This window comes from Pseudomonas sp. 3MAES_34.3B, from assembly GCF_058145875.1.
This window is the reverse complement of sequence record NZ_CM176960.1, coordinates 1,617,207-1,643,175: the sequence shown is the minus strand read 5'-3', so window position 1 is coordinate 1,643,175 and position 25,969 is coordinate 1,617,207. Positions and strand designations below refer to the sequence as shown.

Sequence of the window (25,969 nt, the reverse complement as noted above, 5' to 3'; positions counted from 1 at the left end):
GCCCCCAACCCTTCCCGCTATCGCCCGCGCGCCATGCTGCGCAGCACCCCGTCACGGCGGATCAAGCCGTGGTACAGCGCCGCCGCCAGGTGAACCAGCACCGTGCAAAACAACAGGTACGCCTGGTAGCCATGGGCCGTGCGCAGCAGCGCGAAGGTGGCGGCATCCGGGGCGAGCAGCGGCGGCAATTGAATACCCGCGCCAAGGCTGACGGGGTCGCCCGCAGCGGACAGCATGGCCCAGCCGAGCAGCGGCAGGCTGAGCATCAACCCATACAACAACCAGTGCGAAGCCTTTGCCGCCAGGCGTTGAACGGCGGGCAGATCTGCCGGCAGCGGCGGCTGGCGGGTAGACAGGCGTACGGCCAGGCGAACGATTGCCAGCGCCAGCAGGGCAATGCCCAGCGGCTTGTGCAGCTCGATCAGCTGCTCGTGGCGTGCCGACACCGACGCGACCATGCCGGCGCCGATGAACAGCATCGCCAGCAGGCCTGCCGCCATCGCCCAGTGCAGCCAACGGGCCACGGGCACAAAGTGTTCAAGAGGCTTGGTCATGGGCGAGGCTCCTGGGCAGCGTGCAAGCTGTTCACCTCGCCGGTGCGGCGCAGGTACGAATCGGCATACGCCGCCGAGCGGGCCGGCAGCAAGGGGTCGCCCGAGATTTCGATACCCTGGGGCAACACGGTCGGGTCATAGTTGATATCGCGGCAGGGGCCGTCGTTCTGGGCCACGGCGCGGTCCAGCACCAGGGTGCCCGCTTCGAGCGTACGGCGGTCCGCCGGCCATGCCTTGCTGGCGTCATCCACGGGGTCCTCAGCGTTGGCGAAGGTCATCTGCAAGGTCCAGCGCAGTGGGCCGGCGGCCAGCCGTTGCTCAATATCCCGCGCAAGGTAGTCGGCGCCCTCCCCTGCGCTCGCCGCCGGCGTAATGCCCTCAGGCACCACACGCCAGCGTACCGCCTGGCGCGTGCCGTCTGCGGCCACCAGATAGAACGCATTCAGGCCGTCGTAGCGCTCGGTGGCAAAGCTCGCGGACGGTTTGGCGGTTTTTACCCATGCCAGGAAGGCCGCGGTTTCCGGATGGCTGGCAAAGAACGCCTGCTGCGCCGCCGGGTTCGGCTTGCCGGTGGCGGGGTCCGGGCGGCTGGCTTGCAGGCTGTCGAAAAAGGCCTGGGTAGTGCCCACCGGGAACACCGGCATGCTGTTCATCCCGGTACGCCACTGCTGCCCATCGGCCTGGGTGAAGCGCAAGGCCAGGCTGCGGATGGGCACGCTGTTGTCCGGCGCGTACGGGTTACCGCCCGGCAAGGCGAACCGGCCCACCACCGGGGTGCGCCCGGGTGCGAACACTTCGGCCTTGGATACTTGCGCCAGTTGCCCGTTGCTCTCGAACCAACCGGTTACGCATACCCCTTTGGCGTGGTTGCGGCGGTAGCCTGGATGGTCGCCACCACTGGCTTGCAGGGTATCGACGATCTTGACCGGGGTGAGGCGAGCAGGGTCCAGCCAGCCGCGCACGTAGGCGAAGGTGATACCTAGTAGCAGCACCGGCAGCGCGATCAGGCCAAACCGTGCCAGCGTGGCGGCGGTACCGAGGGGTGGGGGTCTGGACGTCATCTAAGGCTCCGGGCTGAGTGGGATCAGCAGCCGGACGCCCCACAAGGCTGGTTTATTCCCCGGCTCGCTATCAAACAGTTATTCGCTGACCACCCGAAAACATTTTCAAAAAAGCTGTAGACGACTGGTCTAATCAAGCGTAATGTCGCTGCCATGAAAACATCAAACGCACTCCATACCAGCGACGTTCGGGACAGCATCCTCGCCCATGGCCAACGCATCATGGCCGGCAAAGGGTTTTCCGCGGTGGGCATCAACGAGGTATTGACTGCCGCCAGCGTTCCGAAGGGTTCGTTCTACCACTATTTCAGCTCGAAGGACGCCTTCGGCGAAGCGCTGCTCGAAGACTACTTCGAGGGCTACCTCGCCGAAATCGACCAAACGCTGAGCCTGCCTGGCTTGAACATGGCCGAGCGCTTGCTGAAGTACTTCGAGAGCTGGCAGGCCAACCAATCGTTCTTCGACTGCCAGGGCAAGTGCCTGGCGGTGAAACTGGGCGCTGAAGTGGCTGATTTGTCCGAAGCCATGCGCATGGCCTTGAAACGCGGCACGGCGGGCATTACCGAGCGTTTAGCGGCGGCCATCGAAGCCGGGCTGGCCGAGGGCTCGCTCAAGGTGGATGACGCACCCGAGGACATCGCCAAAAGCCTGTACCAGATGTGGCTGGGCGCCAGCGTGATGGTGAAGATCAACCGCAATACCCTGCCGTTCGACACGGCGATGGTGGCAACCCGTCAGCTGCTGCGCGCTGCTGGCTGATACACTCAGGAAAAGCACTTCTGACGAGTGCTTTTTTTGAGCCCTGACTTTAGACGACCGGTCTAATCATTTCATTATCAATGGAGGCATCCCATGACTACTCACGTGATCAACGCAACGAACACGCTCGAACAGATCAAGGCTGACGGCTGGCTGCGCCAAGCCAACTTCATCGATGGGCAATGGGCCCCGGCGGATAACGGCGCTACTCACACCGTTGAAGACCCCGCCACGGGCGAGCCGATCGGCACTATCGCCTGGGCAGGCGCGGCGGACACACAGCGCGCCATCAGTGCCGCTCACGCCGCCTTCGCCCAATGGTCGCTGACCACAGCCGCGGAGCGGGCCGAGCGCTTGCAGGCCATGGCGCGCACGGTACGGGACAACCTTGATACGCTCGCCGCCATGCTCACGCTGGAGCAAGGCAAGCCGCTGGCTGAAGCCCGGGCTGAAATCAAGCTGGGCGCTGACTACATCCAGTGGTTCGCCGAGGAAGCGCGCCGCGTCAATGGCGAGATCATTCCGTCACCCTGGCCGGGCCGGCAGATTCAGGTCACCCGGGAACCGGTAGGGGTGGTCGCGGCTATCTCCCCCTGGAACTTCCCGTTCTCCATGCTCGCTCGCAAAGTGGCGCCTGCCCTGGCGGCGGGCTGCACCATCGTGGTCAAGCCCTCCGAATTCACCCCGTTCTGCGGTTTGCTCTGGGGCGTGCTGGCGGAAAAGGCAGGCGTGCCCGCTGGCGTGGTGAACGTGCTGACCGGCGACGCGGCCGCTATCGGTAATGAGCTCACTTCCGATGCCCGGGTGCGCAAGCTGACCTTCACTGGTTCCACCCGCATCGGCAAGCTGCTGTACCAGCAGTCCGCCGCGACCATGAAAAAGCTCTCGCTGGAACTGGGTGGGAACGCGCCCTTCATCGTGTTCGACGACGCCGATCTGGACAAGGCCATTGAAGGCGCGTTGGCCTCCAAATACCGCAACAGCGGGCAAACCTGCATTTGCACCAACCGGTTCTATGTGCAGGACGGCATCTACGATGAGTTCGCCCGCCGGCTGGCCGAGCGTGTTCAGGCGCTCAAGGTGGGCAACGGTTTCGAGCAGGGCGTGCAGCAAGGTCCGCTGATCAACGAGGCGGCCGTGGCCAAGGTACAAAGCCAGGTCGAGGATGCGCAGGCGAAGGGCGGCCGGATACTGGCAGGCGGCAAGCGGTCGTCGCTGGGCGCCACCTTCTACGAACCTACAGTGATCGCGGACGCCACCGCTGACATGGTCATCGCCCGCGAAGAAACCTTCGGCCCGGTGGCTGCGTTGTTCCGCTTCAGTACCGAACAGGAAGCGATTGACGCCGCGAACGGCACGGAATTCGGCCTGGCGGCCTATTTCTACAGCCGAGACCTGGCCCGGGTGTTCCGCGTGTCGCGGGCGCTGGAAAGCGGGATGGTGGGCATCAACGAAGGCCTGGTCACCACCGAAGTCGCACCCTTCGGCGGTGTGAAGGACAGCGGCCTGGGCTCGGAAGGATCATCCCACGGCATCAACGAGTACCTGCACCTCAAGTACGTGAGCCTTGGCGGCCTCTGATACAGGGGTGTCGCCATACGCCCCCGCCTCCCTGGAAAAGGCTTGCCTGGCAGGCACCGCATTCCCGGCAGCGGTTCATTTTCACACCCGCTCCCCGCTCGCCTGCCTCTGCGCAGCCGCACAGCCACCTTCGGGTGCGCTTGGCGGCTGCGGGCCACCGCGTAGCCCATAAGGCACCGCGAGCGCCCCAACCGGCTCGGCCACCAAGGCACCGTCGACTACCGTCGGCCACGCCCGCCAATGGAAGGCACGCCGCAGCAAGCGGATCGCCTGGCGATGGCGGGCCATGGAACGGTTGGACAAGGTAGTAGCGCCCCCTGCGCAGTACAGCAACGGGACCTCGAGTTGCAGCACGGCCCCGGGGCCATAACATTTGCGTATGCGCTGGCGCAGCTCGATGTCGCCGCGGGTACGCACGTCCTCGAACGGCCCCACGGCGTCGAACGTGCTCCGTCGCAGCAATGCCGTGACCGGACCATCGCCCAGCAGGCTAAGCCGGTCGGGGTTGATTTCCAGCTGCAGGCCGCCCTGGGCATCGAAGCGTATATGGCTGGCATAACAGAGTTGGCATCCGGGCGTGTTCAGCAGCGCTGCCAGCTGAAGCTCGATCCGTTGCGGGTGGGCAATATCGTCTGCGTCGTGAAACGTGATGAACGCCCCTCGCGCGGCCGCCAGGCCAAGGTTGCGGCATCGGTACACGCCCACATTTTGCGGGCTGCGCACCACCCGCACGCGCGGGCCGACGAAGCTTTCGATAAGCGCGGCGTCGACGGGGTCGTTCCCGTCGTCGACCAGGATCAGCTCCAGCTGCCGGTACGTCTGCCGGAGCACCGAGGCCACGGCCAGGCCCAGCAGTTCAGGTTCAGGGGCATGCACGCACAGAATGACCGAGGCCAGCCCATGGTCACGCGCGGCGGGCAGTGGTGGGCTGTCGACGCACCCTTGAAACAGCGCCAGGCGGTCCCGGCCATGGAAGGTCATCGGGGCGGCGCCCGCAAGGGCCAGCCATCGTGCCAGTGTGGCGTTGAGGGCGGCATAGTCATGCTGGCGGGCGCTCCACAGCACAGTAGCCGTGGCGTTGGGTACGCAGTAGCGGGCGCTCGAGGCCACTGCGTCGGCGTCGTGCAGGTGGATGGCCAGCAGCAGATTATCCTGATGGGGATCGAAGCGGCCGTAGCGGATCTCCCCCGCCCTGAGCTGCAACTGCCGGGTGTTCTGGGTGAGGTTCTTCAACAGCCGGGTGAGGTCTTCGGCGCCGCGCTGTTGATCGAGAAATGTGTTCACGAAATGGATAAAGGCCGGCCGATCCTGGCGCAGCAGGGCGTCTTCGATCAGCCGCTCCAGCGGGGCGTGCACACGGAACTGGCTGTCGTCCAGGCCACTACGGGGCAGTTCGAACCCTAGCGCGGTGCCCAGCAGCGCGGTGCCTACCCCGGCGGCCACCGAGGGATCATGCAGCAGCGGCCTGTGCTGGCTCTCATCCACGGCTCTGAGCAGTGCGGTCAGCGCCGACGCCGATGCGTGATTGCAGCCGGCGAGCAGCACACGCATGGTTGGCACCGGGTCGCTGGCCGGAAGCACCGCCCGGGCGCACTCAAGGATCAGCGCATCGAGCTGCGGCGGCGCAAGCACAGTCGCGGCGCATTCGCACAAGGCCAGTACGCTGCGGGGGTGGGCCTGGGCCAGGCCGGCCGCCACGGCCACCAGTTGGGGTTGGGCCGCCAGCACCCAGGTGAAGTGGAGCAGTTGCCGGAACGGCTCATCGCCCATCGATCGCAGCAGGGGCACCGTGTTCAGCGCCGTGTGTAGCAGTGCCCGGGCTTCGTGCCAGGCGTGGGCGGCCAACAGCTGCTGCATGTGTTCAGTGGAGTAGCCTGTCGGCGCCGGGCTGGGCGGATAAATCAGCGTAGCGGCTACCGCGGGCGGTGTTGGCGAGAGGCCCAGGCGCAGGTCGCTGAAGGCCGGAAGGCTGCGCAAATGCAGTACAACCTTGCTCCACACCGCCTCCAGGCTGATGTCCCCGATACATTTGCAGCCCTTCAAACGCGCGGTATCGAATTGGCAAGGGGCGCAGGCTTTGTGCAACTGCACCACTTGGCTGGAGCCGGCCAAGGGGCCGTTCTTCGTTACCGAGGACGGCCCGAATACACTCGTGAGGGGTATGCCGAGCGCGTCGGCAATGTGCATCAGGCCGCTGTCGTTGGAGATGAAATAGCCACAGCTTGCAATGGTTTGGATGCTGGCCTGCAACGGCTGGCCAGTGCAATCCAGCGTGCCGGGCACTGCTTCCTCGGGGCCACCTATACAGACGACTTCCAGCCCCGCGGCAGTCAGTTGCCGCGCCAACGGCTCGAAATACGGCCAGCGCTTGGCCCGCCAGCGCCCCGCCTTGCAGCCGGCGTGCAGGCCCACCCGGCGGGAAAGCCCCGGTTGCCGGGTATGGCGGCCAACAAAATACTGGCCGATGTCTCCGGCCTCATAAGGGATGCCTAGCGTGTCCCGCAGCCCCTTGAGGTGGTATTCGGCTTCGTGCACGTGTTGCATGGCGGCCAGGGGCAGGGTCAGGCGTGGCACCGCCAGGCGGTCGGCCTGCAACGGCGGCAACTCATGGCTGAAGGGGTCCAGAATCACCAGCAGATCAAACGCCACCGCCTGAGCATCGGCGGCCCTCGAGAACACGGTGGCCACCCAGGGCGCACCGGCGAACAGCTGAATACAACCGGGCGCGTCTTCGGTCAGCAGCAGGTCCACCGGTTGATCGAGGGTGCTGGCCAGGTGTCGAATGGCCGGCGAGCACTGCACCATATTGCCGATGCCGCCCCCCACCACACAGCCCACCCGGTAATGCGCCGCGCGGATCACACGCGCCAGAGAGTCGCCCTCGCCGAGGTTGGCTTGCAGGTAGTCGATCTCCCCCTGTGCAGCAGGTGCCCCCGTGCTGCGGTAACCCAGGCCAGCGGAGGCCTGAGGCGCTCCGATTTCGCTGATCAGGGTAACGCGCAAGCCACTCAATGCAACGCCCAGCAGGGAAGCCTGGCCGCTGATGTCATGCACCACCACCGGCAGTTGGGCCAGCGCCTGCCGACGTAACGCTTCAAGGCTGGGCGGCAGGTCATGGCAGGCGATCAGGCGAGGCTGGTAACCCAGCTGCTGGTAGTTGTTTGCCAGGCCTTGGGCATGGGTGGCATCACTGTGAATAACCCACACCAAGCTGCCCGCTGGCGGCATTCGTGGCGTGGGCAGCGCCGTGGGGGCGCACAGAGAGCGATGGCGCAGGCGCGTGCGTAACCACGGGCCGAGGTCGTGGGGCTCCAAAGTATCCGGCAGGCCAGGCAGGCAGGCTTGCAGCAGCGCGGTGCGGCACAGCAGCGGCCCGGTGGCGTCATCCCCCACGGTTGCCAACCCCGTGCCCTCCTCCACGCGCCGAGCCAACGCCTGCAGCACGCTGGCCTCCGGCGCGTCCTCCGCGCTCAGGCATACCCATTCATGGGGGCTGGCCATCACCCGGGCGCGCCAGCCCCCACTCAGTGTTACCTGTTCGATCGCCGGCAGGTCTTCGGTAGGGAGGGTGGCCGGTAATCGCCAGCCCAGTGCCGCCAGGCACGTTCGCCAGGCGAGCGCGCTGTCGGCATGGCCCGGTTGCAGCCTCAGGGCGTGGTGCAGGGGTTCGAGGGCTCGATCGTAGCGGGCACACGCCAGCCATTCACGGGCCAGCTCGAAGTGCGACTGCACGTCGCCTGGCCGGCGCGCGCTGACCTCGGCCAGGGCGTTGGCCGCTTCGCCATGCTGGCCGCACGCACGCAAGGCGCGGCCCAGCGACCGGTACCAGCCCGGGTGGCCAGGCCGCAGGCGCACGGCCTCGGCAAACGCATGGGCAGCGCCATCATGCCGCCCGAGTTCTGACAGGCTGGCGCCCAGGTCGTGAAACAGCTCCGCATCGTCTGCCAGCAACGTCACGGCCTGGGAAAAGGCGCGGGCGGCGTCCGCGTGTTGAGACAGCCGGCGGTGCATGCGCCCCAACGCTCGGTGGCTGCGCCCCAGGGTGGGGTCCAGGAGCAGTGCCTGGCGAAACGCCTGGATTGCCGCCTGATTGCGCTTGAGTGTCGCCAGCGCGGTACCGAGGTCGTGGTGATGCGCCGCGCGTTGTGGCGCGATACGGGCCGCGACGCGGAACGCCCAGGCCGCCACGTGGTGCCGGCGCAGCGCACGCGCGCCCCGCCCGAGCAGGCGCCAGAAACGCGCCGGCAACCAGCGTGCCACGGTGCTCAGGGCCGGCATGGCAAGGGTTCCCCGAGCACTGTGGCATAGAGGTTTAGCAAACCGGCCTCCTGGCTTTCCCAATTGAGGTGCTGGCGCGCCAGCAATGCGTTATCGCGGTAGCGCCGGCGCAGTTCGGGCTCCTGCACAAGGCGGCGCAGAGCGTCGCTCAACGCTTCCGGCACGCCCGGGTTCACCACTTCGCCCACCTGATAACGGCGCAGCACGGCGCGGATCTCCGGCAGGTCGCTGGCCACCACTGGCAACCCGGCCATGATGTATTCGAACAGTTTGTTGGAATCGGTGGTGGCGTGGTTCAGGCAGGTATTGAGGATGGGTTGCACGCCGATGTCGGCGGCCGCGGTGTAGACCGGCAACTCGGCCAGTGCCACGGTGGGAATGAAGTGCACCCGGCCGTCAAGGGCCGGCGCCTCGGCGAGCTGCCGTAGCCGCGGCTCCAGGCGCCCGCCCCCGATCATCACCAGGTAGGCGTGCGGCACCTGGGCCATGGCCATCACCAACCGTTCCAGGCCCCGCCCCTGCTGCAACCCGCCTTGATAGAGAATGATCGGCCAGGCACAGGGCAATCGCAGCTGCTCGCGCAGGCATTGGCTACCTGGCAAGGCGCTTAGCCTTGGCCGGTTCTGCAACACCAGCGGGCGCGCTACGCCATAGGCGCGGGCGAAGAATTTGGCCCGGGCCGTGGTAGTGGTCAGGGTGGCATCGACCCGTGGCATCAGGTGCTTTTCTATCCCGCCCACCAGGCGCCGAATGCCGCGGTAACCCTCGCGGCTGGTGCTGATCTCATGGGCGTCGTAGACGATCCTTGCCCCGCTCAGGCGCGCGGCCAGCCAGGCGGTAGGCAACACATTCACGTCGTGCGCATGCACCACGTCCACCGGCTGCCGAGCCAGCCGCCAGCCGAAGCGCAGGTGGGTGAGCACACGCGTGGCGACCTTCCAGGCCAGGCCCAGCCGCCCGGTGCGCCCCGGCCGCGCGGCTTCCCATGGCGAGCGCGGCAGGCGCCGGACATAAAAGCCGGGCGCTAATTGTTGCTCGGCCGGGGTTATGCCGGGCGCCATCAATGCATGCACGGTCACCTCATGACCCGCGCCCACCAGGGTTTGCGCTTCCTTGAGCACCCGCGCATCGTGACGAAAGTCGTTCCATACCAGCATGGCAATCCTGGCCATCACAGCACTCCTTGTCGGGTGGGCGCGGGTTTCCTATCCAGGGCTTGGTGCTGCTCCATCGCGCGTACCAGCAGGTGCAGCGCCACTTGATAGTCCTGCCGTTTGTAACGCTGCTCGAAGGCGCCGAGCAGCGCACACAGCCGGGCCACGGGAATAACCGCAAGGGGCAGGTCGCTGCGCTGCGCGGCGGCATCGGCCATCGCGGCTTGCAGCTGATCGAGGCGCGCGTCGTTGTCGGCGGGCCAATCGACACCCAGGCTATCGAGCAGCCAACGGTCCCAACTGCACAGCAGTGCCCGCCCTCGCGCATTGCATAGCACGGTGTGCTTGCCAGTGCCGGGTTGGGCAAAACCCAGGGGCAAGCGGCGTAACTGGGCAACGATGCCTGGCAGCTCGTGCTCGAATTGCAGCAGCCGGGCGTCGTGCTCGTTGGCACCGAGCACGTCCCGCAAGCGGGTAGCCATGTCAGGCGTGAGCCGTTGCCACAGGTAGGACTTGGAGCGGCCGTAAGTACTCACCAGTTCCGCCGAGGGTTCGCGGTAGAGCAACTGGCGGCGAAGTTGGGTCATGGCCGCAGCCAGCGCCTTGCCTTCCACCACGTGGTAGCCGGTGATGTCGAACACGTGGCAATGGGTGCCACTGCGCAGGTGCGCAGCCCCGATAAAACCGGACGGCGGCAGGTCGACCGCAGTGCACAACAGCGCCGCCTCATGCCGCGCCAGGCCAACGCGGGTGTGGTTGAACAGCCGCAGGCAGAGGACGCGGGGCTGCCCGTCCAGGGTTACGTTCACCGTGAGCGCCACGATATCCAGGGTGCCCGACGCCCGCCACCCGATATGTTCAACCGCACACCGATCACCGAGCACTCGCCGCAGTACGTCCCGCACTTCGGCATCACGCCTTTGGGGCGCAAACAGCTGCCAGAAGTCCTCGGCCTGGCTGTCCTCGATCAGCACCTGATGGTGGAAAAACAAGGCGCTCAGTTGCAGCCGCTTTTGCCACAACGCTACACCCGCGCGCAGAAGCCCCACCAGGCTGCGGAAATATTGCCGCACGACGATCAAGCTACCCACGCCGAGCATCAGTGCGTGACGGGTGCCGATAAACTCTATTACCAGGTACACGAAGCTGCTGATGAAGCCCAGCCCGCCGAGGGTTTCCAGTACCGGCTCCAGGCGCTGGTCCAGCCATTGCCGGCGGCGTGCCGAGCGCAGCACCCACGGCACCAGCGGAAGCACCAACCCCATGTAGGCCACCACACCCCACAGCAGGGGGCGGTTCCAGCCGGCCAACAGGCCCAGGCACACCAGGCCGATCACCAGGCTGGCCAGGGCTTGGGAAAATTGCCGGTAGCCGTCTTCGGCAATCGCGTCCTGCTTGTCGAACAGGCCCAGCTTGTGGGTGTGTTGCATCAGGGCGCTCGCGCCGTCTGCCACGCACTGCTGCGAGTGGCGCTTGCACAGCAGGTGCAAGGCGTAGCAGGCAAACGCCAGCAGGCACAACACAATGATCAGCACCCTGCGTTCCATAGGCCCGGCATGCCAGATGTAAACCGCGTTCACGTCTTGCACGGCCAGTGACAACGCCCTGAAGGGCAGAAAGGCCGCTACGGCCATCAGCAACTGGCTGGCCACCGAACACAGCGCGCAACGTACAGTCGCCTGTGGCGCCACTGCGAAAATACGCTGCCCCAGAGCAAGCAACCAGGCCAGCACGCCATGAGTGTTCATGCACGCGCCTCTGCCAGGGCCAGCAGCAACTCGGCGGCCTGCCGGGCGCCCTCGAATGCCAGGGGCGCCGGTGCCGGTTGCTGCCGCAGGCGCGCCAGCAAACGCGCCAGGGCCTGGGGGAATGTGTCCGCCGGGGTGGCGAGTACCTCGTGAATACCGCTGGCACACGCGCCCATCACCCGCGCCAGTTGATCGTCGGCCACGGTATGCGGGTTGGGCACAAAGATCGCCGGCAACCCCATGGCAACGGCCTCGCACACTGAGTTGTAGCCACCTGCGAGCACGGCGAACTCGAACAGCGCGAAGTAGCGGCTGTTGGGGTAATCCCGCACCTGGCGCGCCGTGCCCTGGCGGCGAATGGCAAACGGTTGAACGCCCAGCGCGATTGGCGACTCGCCCACCACAACCGCGAAACCCAGCGCCTCCAGATGGGCCACAATGGCCTCCCGCTGGCCCCGTGGGTCGTCGATATTGCCGGCCCCCAGTTGCACATACGCAAACCGCTTGCCGGTCGCGAAATCAGCCTCCACACCCAGCGCGCGGGCGGCATCGGCGGGCGCAAGGCGCTCAGTGGGGGCAAGCATCAGCACCGGGGCAATAGGCGTCACGCGCCCATCGTCGGCGCAGGCCGGTGCAGCGAAGGCTTCAGCGGGCACAAGTATACGCTCAAACAGCCGTTGATCGCGCCCCAGGCTGGCCAGGTCCACGTGGGCCTTGTAGCCGGCACGGCGCAACCACACATAGCGCACCGCCCGATGCCGACGCATTGCCCGGCGCAACCCGGCATAGGGAGCACTGCCGTCGAACAGGAACACCGACGGGCGATACAGCGCCATGAGCCGGTGCAGGGTGTGGGCCAGCAGCCCGTTCCAGGCACGAACGTCCAGCCCTGAAAGGCTGAAGGGCGTGATGTGGTGGCAAATGAACCCGAACTGCTGCACTAACGGCACGGCAATGCTGGTGGTCACGAAAATCACCTGGGCGTCGGGCTGTCGCAGGCGCAACTGGCGGGCGATGGCCAGGCACCGGGTGAGGTGCCCGAGGCCCGCGCCATTGATGGGCAGGAACATATACACCTGCCCCCGTGGCCCCAGGCACGTTCGGCCCCTGGCCATCGCCGCGGCCAGGCGCCCGCGCAGCCGCGCCAGCAAGGCCGTGTTGATGGCTTTGGCCCACGGTGGGGCGTGCGCACGAGGCAGGCCAGGGTTGCGGGGGGTGGAAGCCATCAGGCTTTGCAAATATGCGGGGCCGGCTCGGCGTACCGCCCCCGGCAGTCGACAATCAAGGGGGCCGCCCGGGCGATCGCGCGGTAGTCGATGCAATCATGGTCCGTGGCGATCAGTACGCAGTCGAAGCTTTCCAATGTTTGCGCATCCAGCGGTTGTGAGCCCAGCCGCACCGGCCATCGCGGGGTGCCGGAAAAGTGCGGGATGTAGGGGTCGCTGTAGGCGATCGAGGCACCCAGTTCGCTCAGCCGCTCCATGATGAACAACGCGGGCGACTCGCGCAGGTCATCCACGTTCTTCTTGTATGCAATGCCCACCACAAGAATGCAGCTGCCATTCACGGCTTTCTTCCGCGCGTTCAGCGCGCCGATGAGCTTGTTGATCACGTACTCGGGCATGGTCGCGTTCACCTCGCCCGCCAGTTCGATAAAGCGCGTGTGCACCCCATACTCACGGGCCTTCCAGGTGAGGTAAAAGGGGTCGATCGGTATACAGTGACCCCCCAGGCCGGGGCCGGGGTAATAGGGCACGAAGCCAAAGGGTTTGGTGGCGGCGGCGCGAATCACTTCATGGATGTCGATGCCCATCTTGTCCGCCACGATCTTCATTTCGTTGACCAGCCCGATGTTCACGGCCCGATGGATGTTTTCCAGTAGCTTGGTCATCTCGGCCGCGCGGGTGCTGGACATCGGCACCACCTTATCGATCACACCGGCATAGAGGGCCACGCCAACGTCGCGGCAATCGGGGGTCGCGCCAGCGCACAACTTGGGAATCGAGCGCGTGCTGAACAGCGCGTTACCGGGATCCTCACGCTCTGGCGAGTACACCAGGAAAACCTCACGGCCTACCGCCAGCCCGGTCCCGGCCAGCAGTGGCAGCAGCTGCTCTTCGGTGGTACCAGGATAGGTGGTGCTTTCCAGCGAGATCACCTGCCCGGCACGGATGTACGGCAGGCTCTGATCCAGGGCGCCCAGCACGTGGCTGAGGTCGGGTTCGCGCAAGCGGGTCAAGGGGGTGGGCACGCAGATGATGAGCGCATCCACGTCCGCGACATTAGCGAAGGCTGTACTTGCCCGCAGCCCCTGCTCCAGCCCGGCGTGCACCTGAGCGTCAGCGATATGGCTGATGTAGCTGTGGCCGGTGTTCAGGCAATCTACCCGTTGCTGATCGGTGTCCAGGCCGATTACACGGTAACCTGCCTGGGCATAACGCAGTGCCAGCGGCAGGCCCACATACCCCAGGCCAATCACCCCGATCACGGCGCTGCGGGCATTCAGGCGGGCGAGCAGGCGGGTTTTCATGAGTGTTCTCCGGGCAGTGGGCTGTTGCCGCACGCATCGACCAGGCGCTGGCGCGGGGCGAGTTGCACCGGCTGCTCGCGAAACTGTCGATGGTTCACCAGCCGCACCAGCACTTCGCATTCATGGGCCTGCCGCGCGTCCACCAGCCGCACCAGGTGGCCAAGGGGCAACGGTAGTGTGTGCAAATGGGGCTCGACGGCATACACGCAGTCCGGGAACCGCTGGGCCAGCTGGCTGGCAATCGCCAGCGCCGGGCTTTCGCGAAGGTCATCGATATCGGCCTTGAAGGTCAGGCCCAGGCAGGCGATGCGGGGCGCTTTCACGCCCTCCTCCCGCAATTGCGCCACGGCCTGTTCCACCTGCGCCACCACCCACGCCGGCTTGCTGTCGTTCACCCGCCGCGCCGTGCCGATCAGGGTCGCCAGGTCGGGGGCCGCCTGATGCAGAAACCACGGGTCCACTGCCACACAGTGCCCGCCCACACCAGGGCCCGGTTCGAGAATGGCCACCCGCGGATGACGGTTGGCAAACCCGATCAAGGTACGGGCATCCACGCCAAGGCGTTCGCACAGCATCGACAGTTCGTTGGCAAAGGCAATGTTGACGTCGCGAAAACTGTTCTCCGCCAGCTTGCACATTTCGGCCGTTCGGCTGTCGGTGGTCAGGCAGGGTGCGTCCACGAAGGTGCGATAGAAGTTCGCCGCCGCCTCCGCGCAGCCGGCGCCAAGGCCGCCGATGACCCGCTCGTTGCCGGCCAGTTCACGCAGGGCATTGCCGGGCAATACCCGCTCCGGGCAATAGGCGATGTGCACCTGTGCCGCCGTGCCCGGGGGAAAATGCAGATCGGGCCGCCGGTTGGCCAGCCGCTGGGCCACCTGCCCGGTGGTGCCGACGGGACAGGTGGATTCGATGATCAGCAGGTCGCCCGCCTTCAACAGCGGCGCGATGCGATCGATGGCGTCGTACACATGGCGCAGGTCGGGGGTACGTTGCGCGGTCAGGGGCGTAGGCACAGCGATGAGGTAGACCTCGCCGGGCACCATGCTCACGCTGGCCTGCAAGGTTGCGCTGGCCACGGCCTGGCGCACCAACGCGTCCAGGCCAGGTTCAGTGGTACAGGTATCACCCGCATTCACGCGGGCGACGACATAGGGGTCAGTGTCCACCCCTTTTACCGCGAAACCTCGGGACGCCAGAAAAGCCGCCAGTGGCAAGCCCACATACCCAAGGCCTACCAGGGTTACCCGTTTGTGCATCCGTTCGCCCCCGTTACGGCCAGGTACTTCGTGCTCCATCCCTGCTGAGCATAGCCGCCTCTCAGCAGCTTGCACCCGTTCAGGTGGTGGCTTGCCAGCACATCACCTACGCTGGGGGCATGCACATGCACCGTTGATCCATCTGTATGAGGGCTGGTGTGAGAATCCTGTTCCTGTCGTTCCACTACCCGCCGGACCTGAGTGCCTGTTCATTTCGATCCCAGGCGTTGGCCCAGGCGTTGTTGGCTTCCGGCGAGCGGCTGCAGCTGGACATCATCACCACCTGCCCCAACCGCTATTCGACCTTCCACCCCGAAGCGCCCGCGCTGGAGCACGGCGAGCGGCTCACCCTTCGCCGGCTGGAGCTACCACGGCGGCGGGGCGGGCTGTTTGGCCAGGCCCACGCGGCGTTACGGTACTTCCAAGGCGCGCAGGCGGCGGCCCAGGCGCAGCAGTACGACCTGGTAGTGGCCACTTCGTCGAGGATCATGACCGCCGTGCTGGGCGCGCGTATTGCGCGGCGTCAACGCGCGCCGCTGTACCTGGATATCCGGGACATTTTCTCGCAAAACCTGCCGGAGCTGTTCCCACGCCTGCTGCGTGGCCCCTTGCGCTGGCTACTGGAACGCATCGAGCGCTATCCGCTCACCACGGCCTGCCGGGTGAACCTCAACTCCGGCGGCTTTGCCGAGCATTTCACCCGCCGCTACCCCGGCCAGGTGTTTTCCTTCCATACCAATGGGGTGGATGAACTCTTCCGCCTACCCGAACCGCCACCTGTGGAGGCCTGCGCCCCTGGCCCCGTGCTGCAAGTGGTATACGCGGGCAATATCGGCGCCGCTCAGGCATTGCATGCCATCGTTCCGCCGCTTGCCGCGCGGCTGGGCTGCGGGGTGCACTTTCGCCTGTATGGCGACGGCAACGGTGTCAAAGCCCTGCGCGAAGCCCTGTTGCGCCACGGCGTCAACAACGTGGAGTTGATGGCACCTGTGCCAAGAGAGCAGTTGCCAGGCATTTACCAGCGCGCCGACGTGTTGTTCCTGCACCTGGCCACGTGGCGAAGCTGCGACCTGGTGCTGCCCTCCAAACTGTTCGAGTACATTGCCTCCGGCAAGCCTTTGTGGGCAGGTGCGGGGGGCTGGGCAGGCCGGTTCATTCGCGAACACCATTCGAACGCCGCGCTCTTCACCCCCAACGATTGCCAAGGCGCGGTGGCTGCACTCGAGGCGCTGCCCCTGCGGCGTTCGAACGTCCGCGCCTTCACCCGGCGCTTTGACCGCGGCAGCATCATGCAACGGATGGCCGGCGAAGTGATTGCCGCCGCTACCGCTACCCCAGGGCTGCCTACGTCCACTCAATGGAAGGAATGACCATGGCCCCCACGGTACTGTGCGTGATCGGCACACGCCCTGAAGCGATCAAGATGGCGCCCGTGATCCGTGCACTGCGCGCCACCGAGGGAGCAGTGTGCCGGGTAGTGATCAGCGGGCAGCACCGCGAGATGCTCGACCAGGCCCTGTCGACCCTGGGCATCGACGTGGACATCGCGCTCGATTGCATGCGGCCCGGGCAAAGCCTCGCACAGCTCACCGCGCGCCTGCTCGAGGGTCTGGACGCGGTGCTGCATAAGGTGTTGCCCGACGTTGTGCTCGCTCAGGGCGACACCACCAGTGTGGTGTGCGCCGGCCTGGCGAGCTTTTACCTGGGCATTCCCTTCGGCCATGTGGAAGCCGGGCTGCGCACCCACGACCTTGGCGCGCCCTTCCCCGAGGAAGGCAACCGCCAGCTCGCCAGCCGCCTGGCCCGCTGGCACTTCGCGCCCACGCCATGCGCGGTGGACAACCTGCTGCGCGAGGGTATCGCGCCACACACCATTCACCTCACCGGCAATACGGGTATCGACGCGATGGCGCAGGTCCAGCGCGCGCCGCTGCCCGCCCACCTGGAGCTGCCCAGGGGCAAGCGCCTGCTGTTGGTGACCTTGCACCGTCGCGAGAACTTTGGCGAGGTGCTCCACGGCGTGTGCCGTGCATTGAGCACGCTGGCCGAGCGCAACCCGGATATCCATGTCGTGTTCCCCGTGCACCCTAACCCCGCCGTGCGCGACACCGTGTACCCGCTGCTCGATGCCGTGGCCAATATCCAGCTATGCGAACCGCTGGCTTACCCGGTGTTCACCTCACTGATGCAACGCGCCTATCTGGTGATCAGCGACTCGGGCGGCATTCAGGAGGAGGCGCCTGCGATGGGCATTCCCACGCTGGTACTGCGGGAGAAAACCGAACGCCCCGAAGCGGTTGCCCTGGGCGTGGCGCGGCTGGTGGGCACCGCGCCACAGACGATTGTGCAACAAGCCCAGGCGCTGCTCGACGACCGCCCCCTGCACCACACCCTTGCGCAGCCGGTAAGCCCCTACGGCGATGGACAAAGCGCGCAGCGGATCGTCGAGGTGCTGCTCCGGCATTTCGCGACACTCACCCGCTTGCCGCCGACCTAGCAGTCACGGCTCCACCGCGTTCACCTTCTCGAGCTGGCGGCTCATGCGGTGCAGCAGGTCGATCAACGTATCGACCTCGTGCTCCGACAGGTCCGCCAACAACACCTCTTCGCGCCGCACCGCCGTTTCCAGCACCCGGTCATGCAATTGCCGACCACTCGGGGTAAGGGACACGGTGTAGCGGCGCGCATCTTTTGCGTCGACTTCGCTGGTCACGTACCCGTCCCGCTCCAGCGCTTGCAACGAGCGGCTGATCGCACTCTTGTCCAACCCGATCACCTGCCCTACCCGGTTGGCGGTGATGTGGTTTTCCACCGCCAACATGGCCAGCACCCGCCATTCCACGATGCCGATACCGTAGTGCTTGCGGTAGCACGCCGAGGCGCTGCTGGACAGCTTGTTGGTAAGGAACGTCAGCAGGGCCGGAACATAGCGCTCCAGGTCCAGGGGGGCATGAGGCATGACGAAAGGTTCCTGAACGGCGCGACCAATTGGTTGACACCGCAACTAAATGAGATAGGATGAATTCCAGGCAATGACCCGAGCCGCATCATAAACGCACCGGGCCGAACAATAATAATCCGAGGTTGACTGCCATGCCGCGCCCGCTATCCCTGTGGGGGTCCACTCATGCTTGAAGTTCGCGTAAGCCGCAAAATCATCGAAGCCCAAGGCGTGTGCAGCTTCGAACTGGTGCCCCTCGATCAAGCCGAGCTGCCGCCGTTTACCGCTGGCGCGCATATCGACGTGCACCTGGGCCCCGGGCTGATCCGCCAGTATTCGCTGTGCAACCCGCCCCACGAGCGCCACCGCTATATGATTGCAGTACTTGAGGAGCCAGCCTCGCGGGGTGGCTCGAAGCACCTGCATCAACGGATTGAAGAAGGCACACAGTTATCGGTCGGCCTGCCCCGTAACCTGTTCGAGCTGGACCTTACCGCCACCCGTTACTTGTTGCTAGCGGGTGGTATCGGCATCACGCCGTTGCTGGCAATGGCCCATGTGCTGCAAGCGGCCGGCAAGACGTTCGAACTGCATTACTGCGGCCGCGACCTGGGCCGCCTGGCCTTTGTCGACCACCTGAAGGCCTCAACGCTTGCCCATCACCTGCACGTCCATGTGGACAATGGCCCACCCTCGCAGCGGCTCGATGCGCAGCGCGTACTGGCAACGCCACAACCTGGCGATCAGCTGTACACCTGCGGGCCGGCTGGCTTCATGGCGTTCGTGGAAGCCAGCGCCAAGGCCTGCGGCTGGGCCGACCATCAGATCCACCGGGAAGATTTTGCCGCCGCCCCGCAGGTTCAGGCAGGGGACGCTCCGTTCGACATCCACCTCGCCCGGTCCGGAAAAGTGCTCGAAGTACCCTGCGACGAAACGGTACTGGAGGTGCTGCTGCGCAATGGCATCGACGTGGACAGCTCGTGTGAGCAAGGCATCTGTGGCGCCTGCATCACGCCGCTGTTGGAAGGCGAGCCGGACCACCGCGACCAGTTCATGACCGCCGACGAACACGCGGCGAACGACCGTTTCGCCGTCTGTTGCTCCCGCGCGCGCAGCCCTCGCCTGGTGCTGGACCTCTGACAATAAAAACCGATACAGGAGATGTTCATGAGCGCTTCAACCGCCCAACCGCTGGCTTATGACGCGGGTACGCCCGCGGCCCTGCCCGCGTTCCCGCTCGATCAATGGTATGTGGCCGCCCTGGCGTGGGAGCTTGAGCACAAGCCCCTCGCCCGCACATTGTTGAACAGGCCGATTGTGCTGTTCCGTACGGCTGACGGCACGCCAGCGGCGCTCGACGATCGCTGTTGCCATCGGGCGCTGCCGTTGTCCCAGGGCACGCTGGAAGCACGCGGGCTGCGCTGCGGCTACCATGGCCTGCTGTTCGACGGGGCCGGGCAATGCCTGGAGGTACCCGGCCAGGCCAAGGTCCCCAGCAAGGCCCGGGTTGGCGCCCATCACGTGCGCGAACGGAACAAGATCATCTGGATCTGGTTTGGCAGCGCGTCTCGCCCGGCTCCCGACCATGAACCGCCGGCGTATGAATTCCACACCAACCCCGCCTACCTGTTCGACGGCGACGTGTACCACTACGATGCCCCCTACCAGCTTATCCACGACAACCTGCTGGACCTGAGCCACCTGGGTTACGTGCACCTGCGCACCATCGGCGGCAACGCCAGCATCCACATGAATGCCCAGGTGCGGGTAACCAGCGACGAGCGCTCCGTGCGGGTAACCCGCCATCTGCCCGACTCGGTCCCACCGCCCACCTATACCGCGGCGTACCCCTTCAAAGGCAACGTAGACCGCTGGCAGGAGATCGAATTTTGCGTCAGCCACCTGCGTATCTGGACCGGTGCCGTGGACGTAGGTACCGATTCGCTCGATGACCCGGCCCGGGGCGGTTTCCATATGCGCGGCTTCCATGGCGTAACACCCGAAACCGACACCACCAGCCACTACTTCTGGACGATGGCCACCAACCCGCAAAGCAACCATGACGAGGTCAAGGCCAAGGTTGTAGACCAGACCAGGATGACCTTCGACGAAGACAAGGTGGTGATCGAGGCGCAGTACAGGAACATGCTCGATTTCGGCCAGTTGCCGATGGTGGACATCCACGTGGACGTGGGCGCCAACCGCGCGCGACGGATCATCGAACAGCTTCGCCAGGGCGTTCAGGAACGCGCTTCCAAGCTGGACACGTGATCCTTCGCGAGCTGGCGCCCGCACAACAAATGGTGACTACGACCCGCGATAGGTGCTGAAGCCGTACGGGCTGAGCAGCAGCGGGATGTGGTAGTGCTGGTCCGTCTGGCGCACTTCGAAGATCACCGGGATTTCCGGGAAGAAGGTGTCCTGGTGCAGCTTCTGGTAGTACTCGCCGGTCTTGAACACCACGCGGTACTCACCCTTGTCGATCGCCATGTTGGCCGGGAACAGTTCGGGGATGCGGCCCTGTTCGTTGGTGGTGCCTTGGGCCAGCGCCTGCCAGCTGGCACCGGTGTGGCGTTCCAGGGTGACCTGGATGCCCGCCGAAGGGGTGCCGGTTTGCAGGTTGAGCACGTGAACGCTCAGTGGGTTCGGCGCGGCGTTGGCGAGGCCGGCAAGGCTGGTCAGGGCCAGGGAGCAGGCCAGGGTGCGAAGTTTCATGCTGAGGCTTCCTTGTAGTGAAGGTGGAAACAAAGGTTCAGGGATGAGTGGCCAGGCCGACCTTGGCGGCGGCGTCCATTGCGCAGCGCTCGTCCGGGGCAGGCCCGCCGGCACCGGCAACACCGAGCGCACCGACCAGGTCCGCGCCTTGGTACAGCGGCACGCCGCCGCCGAGCAGCAGCAGCTCGGGGAATGTATTCAGGTTGGCGGTTTCAGGGTTTTGTGCGGCTTTCTCGGCCAGGGCTCGGGTGGGCGTTTTGGTGGACAGGGCGGTGTACGCCTTGCGCCGGGCGGCGTCCGCGTTATGCGGCCCGGTGTTGCGGTCGCGCTGGATCAGCAACAGGTTGCCGCCACGGTCCAGCGCGGCGATTGCAGCAGTGCACGGCGCAGCGTCGGCAAGGCGTCGAGCCGTGGCCAGGTCCAGTTCCGGCTGCTGGGGCAAGGCCGCCTGGGCCTGGGCGGCAACCAGCGTCAACAGGCCGAGGCAAAGGGTTTTGATAGGGGTCATTGCAGGCTCCTTGGTTGGGCTGCACCTACCCTAACCCCCTGCCCCGCTCTCGATTCCGTCACACGGATTACAAGTTTGTAATGGGAAACGGCGCCTAGTCCGCATAGCCTATGCGTACTGCAAGCGAGGTAGCCATGCGTGTATTACTGGTAGAAGACGAGCCCAAGACGGCGCATTTCCTGGCCAAGGGCTTGACCGAGGCCGGCTACGCCGTGGACGTTGCGCTCGACGGGCTCGATGGCCGCCACTTCATCGAAGAGGCCGATTACGACCTGATCATTCTCGACGTAATGCTGCCGGGCCTCGATGGCTGGCAGTTGCTCAAGCTGGTGCGCCAGCGCGGGGACACACCCGTGCTGTTTCTCACCGCGCGCGATTCCGTGGAAGACCGGGTCAAGGGGCTTGAGCGCGGCGCGGACGACTACCTGGTCAAGCCATTTGCCTTTATCGAACTGCTCGCCCGCGTGCGCACCCTGCTACGCCGCGGCCCGCCCCGTGAGCTGGAACAGTACCGGGTCGCCGACCTGGAGCTGGACGTGATGCGCCGCCGGGTAACCCGCAGCGGCCAGCGGCTCGTCCTCACCAACAAGGAGTTCGCCTTGCTGCACCTGCTGGTCAGCCGGCGCGGGGAGGTGTTGTCGCGCACCTTCATTGCCTCCCATGTGTGGAACCTCAATTTCGACAGCGATACCAACATGGTGGACGTGGCGGTACGGCGGCTGCGGGCGAAGCTGGACGACCCCTTTTCCCCCAAGCTCATTCATACCGTGCGCGGCATCGGCTATCAGCTGGAGGCCAGCGATGAGTGACCCTGGCCGTCGGGCATCGTTGATCTGGCGCGCCGCGCTTGGCGTGGCGGTCACTTGCGCCGGGGTGCTCGCCTTCTCGGGGTGGTTCCTGTACCGCAGCCTGGAAGCCGAACTGGCCTACCGCGACGACATGGCCCTGATGGGCCGGCTGGAGCAAGTGCGGGCGTTGCTTCAGGACAGCGATGACCTCAGTGCCTTGCAGGCGCGCCCACGGCTGTATCAGAACATGCTGGGCAACCGGGACAGCCTGTTGCTGGTAGGAAGGGATGCCCAGGCCGATATCATCGCCATCAACCCGCATGCAGACGCCATCCCTGCTCTGCAGGCGCTGGCGGTAAACCAGGCGCCGCGCCGAGAGCATGTTGTTACATGGCAGCCCGACAGCGACAGCGGCTTGCTGCTGTTGGCGGGTGATGGCACGGGGCGCAACGGTGAACGGCTGCGGGTGACGGTTGGCAAACGCCTGGATGAACGCACCGCGATGCTGGCCAGCTACCGCCTGCGGATCTACGCCGCGGTGGGCCTTGGCGCGTTGTTGGCGCTGTTGCTGGGCGTGCTGGTGTTGCGCCGCGCCTTGAGGCCGGTACGGGCGATTGCCGTGCAAGTGGCCGGCATCAGCCCGCGTACCCTTGGGCAACGGCTGAGCGTGGCGCAAATACCTCAGGAATTGTACGAGCCCGTGCAAGCCCTCAACGGCATGCTGGATCGCCTGGATGACAGCTTCGCCCGCCTGTCACAGTTTTCCGCAGACCTGGCGCACGAAATGCGTACGCCGTTGCACACCTTGCTCACCAGCAACGGCCAGATGCTCAACCAGGCCCGCTCGGTCACCGAATACCAAGACCTGCTTGCCTCCAACGTAGAGGAATTCGAGCGGCTCAACCGGATGGTCGCCAACCTGTTGTTCCTGGCGCGGGCCGATCACGGGGACTGCCCCATCGTTCGCCAGCCGGTGGACTTGCAGCAGCTGGGCGACGAGCTGTGCGAGTACTTTGAAGCGCTGGCCGAGGACCGCAACCTTAGCTTGCACAACACCATGAGCGGCGCGCTCCAGGCAGACCTTCCACTGCTGCAGCGGGCGTTGGGCAACCTACTCGCCAACGCGGTAAAACATGCCACCCCAGGTAGCACGGTGGAGCTGCGCAGCGAGCGGCTTGGCGACGAAACCCGCCTGGTGGTGATGAACCGGGGGGAAACACTGCCACCCGCCGTGATACCGCGGCTGTTCGAGCGCTTCTACCGCGCCGACGAAACCCGTACCGACCCTGGTGACTCGGGCGGCCTGGGCCTGGCGATCGTGCAGTCGATCATGGCGTTGCACGACGGGCATGCGGCCCTGCGCAGCGAGCACGGGGTTACCGAGGCTTCGTTGCATTTCCCCGCAGCCGCAGGCCCCTGAAGGATGCAAGTCCGGCGCAGGGCCTTTATCCCAACCTTTGAAATACAGGCAGGGGTTCTGCGAAAGTGGGCATCGAACTGCCCCTTTCGCGAAGGAACCCGCGCAATGGAAAGCCACCCCACTTTTCACACGGAGCGTCTGCTGCTCACCCCTCTGCAACTGAGCGATGCGCCCGATATCCAACGCCACTTTCCTCACTGGGACGTGGTGCGCTACCTGGACAGCCGGGTGCCCTGGCCCTACCCGGATGACGGCGCGCTGACGTACGTGCGCGACGTTGCCCTTCCGGCCATTGAGGCTGGCCAGGAATGGCACTGGATGCTTCGCCTTGCCGCAGACCCCGCTCACAGCATCGGCAGCATCTGCCTGTACGATCAGCCCGGTAACCACAGAGGCTTCTGGCTCAGCCCGCCCTGGCAGGGCAAAGGTTACATACGCGAGGCCTGCGAAGTGATCAACGCCTATTGGTTCGAAACCTTGAAGCGCCCGCTGATGCAGGTGCCCAAGGCGGCGGGCAACCATGCGTCCCGCAGAGTTTCGGAGCGCGAGGGCATGCGCAAGGTCGATGTATGCGAGGGAAGCTTTGTAGGCGGCCCGATGCTCAAGGAAACCTGGGAGCTTACCCGCGAAGAATGGCTGCGCGAACATTCGCGGCCGCTGCAGGAGCAACGGCGCCGGCCATCCGGCGGAGCCGCAGGCGTAGCTCGCGAACGGCTTCCAGAAGGTGCTCGATTCAACCCCGTTACGCCAGCACCTCTTTGATCCAGCGCACCTGGCGTGTGACGCTTTGCAGTTTATCCTCGGGCACCGCCTGCCTCGCCCGGGCGAAGTTGGCCAAGGTGCGCTGTTGGAGGCGCAGCTTGCGTTGCCACTTCGCCAGGAATGCCGGGCTGCGCGCCCGCAGGTGCAATGGGCCGAAGTAGAGTTCTTCGGGCGTGTAGGCTACAGGGCCAACGCGTTCGGCCACGATGATTTCGTAGTCGAAGCGGTTTTCCCGCAGCACTTCTTCGTGGAGGATGGAATAGCCATTGACCATCAGCCACTCACGCAAGGGCTGTTCGCCGCCGTTGGGTTGCAGGATCAAGCGCTCGGCGCCGCTCAAACGCGCCTTGCCTGCTTCAAGGATGTCGCGAATCGTCTCGCCGCCCATCCCGCAAAACGTGATGGCTGAGATTGCGTCATTCGGCTCGATGGCCGCCAGCCCATCAGCCAGGCGCACGGTGATGCCCTCGCCCAGGCCGTTATCGCGCACGGTGCGTTCAGCCGCGCGAAACGGAGTGGCCGCGATCTCCCCCGCCACCGCTGCCGTGATCACACCGCGTCGCATCAAAGCCACGGGCAGGTAGGCATGGTCCGAACCAATGTCGGCCAGGCGAGCCCCGGCCGGCACCAGCGCCGCCACACGCTCCAGCCGCATGGACAATGTATGTTCGTTCAACCGTTGCCCCTTGTCATCGCCCGCAGGGCTTCGATCAACTGCTTCATATCGCTCTCGGTGGTGGTGAAGCCAGGCGTTACCCTGATGCAGGGGCCGCACGCCGCCCCCTCGCGCAGCACGGTAAACACGTTGAACTCATTGAGCAACCGCTCTACCTGCGCCTGCTGGTCCGCTGCATCAACGAACCTGAACGCCGTGATGCCGCAATACAACCGGGGATCATCCGGGGTGAGTACTTCGATGCCGGGCAGCTTGCGGGCTTCGGTTACCCAGAGGTTGCGCAGGTAGCGCAGGCGCGCACCTTTCACCGCCCAGCCGCCGATGGTCTGGTGCTCGGCAAACACAGTGGGAAGCGCCATCAGCGCCGGCACGTTGGGCGTGCCATAGGGTGCCAGGCACCGAACGTCATCGGCACCAAAGCTCGGGTTGCCCATGTCCGGTGTGAAGTCACCCAGCCGCTCCTCGCGTACATGGATAACCCCAAGGCTCAAGGGCGCGCCGATCCATTTCTGCAAGTTGAAACCCGCGAACTCGATGCCGATGTCCGCAAGGTTCACCTCCAGCTGGCCCAGCGAATGGGCGCCGTCGAAGATCACGTCAATGCCGCGTGCCTTGGCGGCTTGGGCGATCGCCTTCACCGGCATTACCAGCCCGGTGCGATGGGTTACGTGGGTAATCGCCATCAATTTGAGCCGGGGGTGCGCCTCGAACGCGTCGATGTACGCCTGCACCAGGGCGTCATGGCTGGGCGGGTGGGGATGAGCGATCCTGACCAGCTCCACGCCTCTGGCGGCCTGCAGCCAGCTGAACGCGCCCTGTACCGACCGGTAATCCAGGTCGCTGATCAATACCTGATCCCCCGGCTTGAGCCGGCTGTAGTTCCGGATCAGGGAATACAGCGCCTCGGAGGCACTGCGCGCGAACGCCAGGCTCGCTGCAGGCAGGCCCATAAGCTCTGCCAGTTGCAGGCGAATGTCGAGCAGCTGGTACTCGTCGAACTCGCGCCGAACCTGTACGGCGTTCCTTCGGTTGACCTCCCTGATGGCGCCTTCATAGGCGTGAAGGGCATTGTGCGTCATCTGCCCGAAATAGCCGTTTTCCAGGTTGATCGGCCCATCACGTTCCGGATAGCGCGCCGCAATGTCGGCCCACCAGGCTTCATCCGTAGCCAGTTGGTCCGGGGTCTTCACCGTGTTTGCCATACGCCTGCCTTCCTGACAATGAGGGTTCGAAGCATC

The 25,969-nt window shown here is 65.4% G+C and carries 21 protein-coding genes and 1 pseudogene; 9 read left to right on the top strand and 13 right to left on the bottom strand.

Features of this window, described 5'->3' with window-relative positions; translation table 11 throughout:
* Positions 1-17 precede the first annotated feature (17 nt).
* Together AC3Z8Y_RS07335 and AC3Z8Y_RS07330 are read right to left on the bottom strand one after the other, a co-directional pair.
* Positions 18-554: a cytochrome b gene (locus AC3Z8Y_RS07335; RefSeq protein WP_490089087.1), complete on the bottom strand. Its 537-nt coding sequence runs from the start codon at positions 552-554 to the stop codon at positions 18-20.
* On the bottom strand, positions 551-1,615 hold the full coding sequence (locus AC3Z8Y_RS07330) for a catalase family peroxidase (protein WP_490089086.1): 1,065 nt from the start codon (positions 1,613-1,615) through the stop codon (positions 551-553). The genes AC3Z8Y_RS07335 and AC3Z8Y_RS07330 overlap by 4 nt, the downstream gene beginning before the upstream one ends.
* Before the next feature lie 153 nt (positions 1,616-1,768).
* Here AC3Z8Y_RS07330 and AC3Z8Y_RS07325 point away from each other — a divergent pair, with 153 nt between their 5' ends.
* Positions 1,769-2,374 carry a TetR/AcrR family transcriptional regulator gene (locus AC3Z8Y_RS07325; protein WP_490089085.1) on the top strand — a complete coding sequence of 202 codons (606 nt, stop codon included), beginning with the start codon at positions 1,769-1,771 and terminating at the stop codon, positions 2,372-2,374.
* Between the two features lie 93 nt (positions 2,375-2,467).
* Positions 2,468-3,955: an NAD-dependent succinate-semialdehyde dehydrogenase gene (locus tag AC3Z8Y_RS07320; RefSeq protein ID WP_490089084.1), complete on the top strand. Its 1,488-nt coding sequence runs from the start codon at positions 2,468-2,470 to the stop codon at positions 3,953-3,955.
* A gap of 81 nt (positions 3,956-4,036) precedes the next feature.
* Here the strand turns inward: AC3Z8Y_RS07320 and AC3Z8Y_RS07315 are convergent, their stop codons facing one another.
* Genes AC3Z8Y_RS07315 through wecC form a run of 6 tightly spaced genes read right to left on the bottom strand, consistent with a single transcriptional unit; the run spans position 4,037 to position 14,921 of the window.
* Positions 4,037-8,233 (bottom strand): glycosyltransferase, encoded by a 4,197-nt coding sequence (locus AC3Z8Y_RS07315; RefSeq protein WP_490089083.1) that lies wholly within the window; start codon positions 8,231-8,233, stop codon positions 4,037-4,039.
* Entirely contained in the window at positions 8,221-9,405 is a 1,185-nt protein-coding gene (locus AC3Z8Y_RS07310) for a glycosyltransferase (protein ID WP_490089082.1), read from the bottom strand. The genes AC3Z8Y_RS07315 and AC3Z8Y_RS07310 overlap by 13 nt, the downstream gene beginning before the upstream one ends.
* Positions 9,405-11,135 (bottom strand): hypothetical protein, encoded by a 1,731-nt coding sequence (locus tag AC3Z8Y_RS07305; RefSeq protein ID WP_490089081.1) that lies wholly within the window; start codon positions 11,133-11,135, stop codon positions 9,405-9,407. The genes AC3Z8Y_RS07310 and AC3Z8Y_RS07305 overlap by 1 nt, the downstream gene beginning before the upstream one ends.
* Complete coding sequence (locus AC3Z8Y_RS07300) at positions 11,132-12,361, bottom strand: DUF4136 domain-containing protein (RefSeq protein ID WP_490089080.1); 1,230 nt, start codon at positions 12,359-12,361, stop codon at positions 11,132-11,134. Before AC3Z8Y_RS07300 ends, AC3Z8Y_RS07305 begins: the two co-directional genes overlap by 4 nt.
* A complete protein-coding gene (locus tag AC3Z8Y_RS07295; RefSeq protein ID WP_490089079.1) occupies positions 12,361-13,665 on the bottom strand; it encodes a nucleotide sugar dehydrogenase in 1,305 nt (434 codons plus the stop codon). Before AC3Z8Y_RS07295 ends, AC3Z8Y_RS07300 begins: the two co-directional genes overlap by 1 nt.
* Positions 13,662-14,921: a UDP-N-acetyl-D-mannosamine dehydrogenase gene (wecC, locus tag AC3Z8Y_RS07290; protein WP_490089078.1), complete on the bottom strand. Its 1,260-nt coding sequence runs from the start codon at positions 14,919-14,921 to the stop codon at positions 13,662-13,664. Before wecC ends, AC3Z8Y_RS07295 begins: the two co-directional genes overlap by 4 nt.
* 158 nt (positions 14,922-15,079) lie before the next feature.
* Here wecC and AC3Z8Y_RS07285 point away from each other — a divergent pair, with 158 nt between their 5' ends.
* Both AC3Z8Y_RS07285 and wecB read left to right on the top strand, forming a co-directional pair.
* Complete coding sequence (locus AC3Z8Y_RS07285) at positions 15,080-16,291, top strand: glycosyltransferase family 4 protein (RefSeq protein ID WP_490089077.1); 1,212 nt, start codon at positions 15,080-15,082, stop codon at positions 16,289-16,291.
* 2 nt (positions 16,292-16,293) lie between these two features.
* Positions 16,294-17,418: a non-hydrolyzing UDP-N-acetylglucosamine 2-epimerase gene (wecB, locus tag AC3Z8Y_RS07280; protein ID WP_490089076.1), complete on the top strand. Its 1,125-nt coding sequence runs from the start codon at positions 16,294-16,296 to the stop codon at positions 17,416-17,418.
* A 3-nt stretch (positions 17,419-17,421) separates the two neighbouring features.
* Here wecB and AC3Z8Y_RS07275 read toward each other — a convergent pair whose 3' ends face one another.
* On the bottom strand, positions 17,422-17,880 hold the full coding sequence (locus AC3Z8Y_RS07275; RefSeq protein WP_490089075.1) for a MarR family winged helix-turn-helix transcriptional regulator: 459 nt from the start codon (positions 17,878-17,880) through the stop codon (positions 17,422-17,424).
* A gap of 168 nt (positions 17,881-18,048) precedes the next feature.
* Here AC3Z8Y_RS07275 and AC3Z8Y_RS07270 point away from each other — a divergent pair, with 168 nt between their 5' ends.
* Positions 18,049-19,002: a PDR/VanB family oxidoreductase gene (locus AC3Z8Y_RS07270; RefSeq protein WP_490089074.1), complete on the top strand. Its 954-nt coding sequence runs from the start codon at positions 18,049-18,051 to the stop codon at positions 19,000-19,002.
* A gap of 27 nt (positions 19,003-19,029) precedes the next feature.
* Entirely contained in the window at positions 19,030-20,133 is a 1,104-nt protein-coding gene (locus AC3Z8Y_RS07265) for a Rieske 2Fe-2S domain-containing protein (protein ID WP_490089073.1), read from the top strand.
* A 36-nt stretch (positions 20,134-20,169) separates the two neighbouring features.
* Here the strand turns inward: AC3Z8Y_RS07265 and uraH are convergent, their stop codons facing one another.
* Positions 20,170-20,577, bottom strand: a complete 408-nt coding sequence (gene uraH, locus AC3Z8Y_RS07260) for a hydroxyisourate hydrolase (protein WP_490089072.1) — start codon at positions 20,575-20,577, stop codon at positions 20,170-20,172.
* Positions 20,578-20,614: 37 nt separating this feature from the next.
* Positions 20,615-21,085 carry a GlcG/HbpS family heme-binding protein gene (locus AC3Z8Y_RS07255; RefSeq protein ID WP_490089071.1) on the bottom strand — a complete coding sequence of 157 codons (471 nt, stop codon included), beginning with the start codon at positions 21,083-21,085 and terminating at the stop codon, positions 20,615-20,617.
* Between the two features lie 134 nt (positions 21,086-21,219).
* Here AC3Z8Y_RS07255 and AC3Z8Y_RS07250 point away from each other — a divergent pair, with 134 nt between their 5' ends.
* The 3 genes and pseudogenes from AC3Z8Y_RS07250 to AC3Z8Y_RS07240 form a co-directional block, all read left to right on the top strand.
* On the top strand, positions 21,220-21,894 hold the full coding sequence (locus AC3Z8Y_RS07250; protein WP_490089070.1) for a heavy metal response regulator transcription factor: 675 nt from the start codon (positions 21,220-21,222) through the stop codon (positions 21,892-21,894).
* A complete protein-coding gene (locus AC3Z8Y_RS07245; protein WP_490089069.1) occupies positions 21,887-23,293 on the top strand; it encodes a heavy metal sensor histidine kinase in 1,407 nt (468 codons plus the stop codon). Before AC3Z8Y_RS07250 ends, AC3Z8Y_RS07245 begins: the two co-directional genes overlap by 8 nt.
* A gap of 105 nt (positions 23,294-23,398) precedes the next feature.
* Positions 23,399-23,944: pseudogene (locus AC3Z8Y_RS07240) on the top strand (GNAT family N-acetyltransferase); the annotation flags it as partial.
* Positions 23,945-24,035: 91 nt separating this feature from the next.
* On the opposite strand, the gene AC3Z8Y_RS07235 reads toward AC3Z8Y_RS07240, so the two are convergent.
* Both AC3Z8Y_RS07235 and AC3Z8Y_RS07230 read right to left on the bottom strand, forming a co-directional pair.
* Positions 24,036-24,731, bottom strand: coding sequence for a tRNA (adenine(22)-N(1))-methyltransferase (locus AC3Z8Y_RS07235; protein WP_490089068.1), 696 nt, complete (start codon positions 24,729-24,731; stop codon positions 24,036-24,038).
* Positions 24,728-25,933: an aminotransferase class V-fold PLP-dependent enzyme gene (locus AC3Z8Y_RS07230; RefSeq protein WP_490089067.1), complete on the bottom strand. Its 1,206-nt coding sequence runs from the start codon at positions 25,931-25,933 to the stop codon at positions 24,728-24,730. The genes AC3Z8Y_RS07235 and AC3Z8Y_RS07230 overlap by 4 nt, the downstream gene beginning before the upstream one ends.
* Positions 25,934-25,969: the final 36 nt, after the last annotated feature.

Bases quoted from the DNA above. Each gene is read 5' to 3' on its own strand.
- AC3Z8Y_RS07265 (WP_490089073.1), top strand. From the start codon at position 19,030: ATGAGCGCTTCAACCGCCCAACCGCTGGCTTATGACGCGGGTACGCCC.
- wecB (WP_490089076.1), top strand. From the start codon at position 16,294: ATGGCCCCCACGGTACTGTGCGTGATCGGCACACGCCCTGAAGCGATC.
- AC3Z8Y_RS07325 (WP_490089085.1), top strand. From the start codon at position 1,769: ATGAAAACATCAAACGCACTCCATACCAGCGACGTTCGGGACAGCATC.
- AC3Z8Y_RS07230 (WP_490089067.1), bottom strand. From the start codon at position 25,933: ATGGCAAACACGGTGAAGACCCCGGACCAACTGGCTACGGATGAAGCC.
- AC3Z8Y_RS07295 (WP_490089079.1), bottom strand. From the start codon at position 13,665: ATGAAAACCCGCCTGCTCGCCCGCCTGAATGCCCGCAGCGCCGTGATC.
- AC3Z8Y_RS07255 (WP_490089071.1), bottom strand. From the start codon at position 21,085: ATGACCCCTATCAAAACCCTTTGCCTCGGCCTGTTGACGCTGGTTGCC.
- AC3Z8Y_RS07330 (WP_490089086.1), bottom strand. From the start codon at position 1,615: ATGACGTCCAGACCCCCACCCCTCGGTACCGCCGCCACGCTGGCACGG.
- AC3Z8Y_RS07270 (WP_490089074.1), top strand. From the start codon at position 18,049: ATGCTTGAAGTTCGCGTAAGCCGCAAAATCATCGAAGCCCAAGGCGTG.
- AC3Z8Y_RS07335 (WP_490089087.1), bottom strand. From the start codon at position 554: ATGACCAAGCCTCTTGAACACTTTGTGCCCGTGGCCCGTTGGCTGCAC.
- AC3Z8Y_RS07245 (WP_490089069.1), top strand. From the start codon at position 21,887: ATGAGTGACCCTGGCCGTCGGGCATCGTTGATCTGGCGCGCCGCGCTT.
- AC3Z8Y_RS07250 (WP_490089070.1), top strand. From the start codon at position 21,220: ATGCGTGTATTACTGGTAGAAGACGAGCCCAAGACGGCGCATTTCCTG.
- AC3Z8Y_RS07275 (WP_490089075.1), bottom strand. From the start codon at position 17,880: ATGCCTCATGCCCCCCTGGACCTGGAGCGCTATGTTCCGGCCCTGCTG.
- AC3Z8Y_RS07300 (WP_490089080.1), bottom strand. From the start codon at position 12,361: ATGGCTTCCACCCCCCGCAACCCTGGCCTGCCTCGTGCGCACGCCCCA.
- wecC (WP_490089078.1), bottom strand. From the start codon at position 14,921: ATGCACAAACGGGTAACCCTGGTAGGCCTTGGGTATGTGGGCTTGCCA.
- AC3Z8Y_RS07305 (WP_490089081.1), bottom strand. From the start codon at position 11,135: ATGAACACTCATGGCGTGCTGGCCTGGTTGCTTGCTCTGGGGCAGCGT.
- AC3Z8Y_RS07315 (WP_490089083.1), bottom strand. From the start codon at position 8,233: ATGCCGGCCCTGAGCACCGTGGCACGCTGGTTGCCGGCGCGTTTCTGG.
- AC3Z8Y_RS07320 (WP_490089084.1), top strand. From the start codon at position 2,468: ATGACTACTCACGTGATCAACGCAACGAACACGCTCGAACAGATCAAG.
- uraH (WP_490089072.1), bottom strand. From the start codon at position 20,577: ATGAAACTTCGCACCCTGGCCTGCTCCCTGGCCCTGACCAGCCTTGCC.
- AC3Z8Y_RS07310 (WP_490089082.1), bottom strand. From the start codon at position 9,405: ATGGCCAGGATTGCCATGCTGGTATGGAACGACTTTCGTCACGATGCG.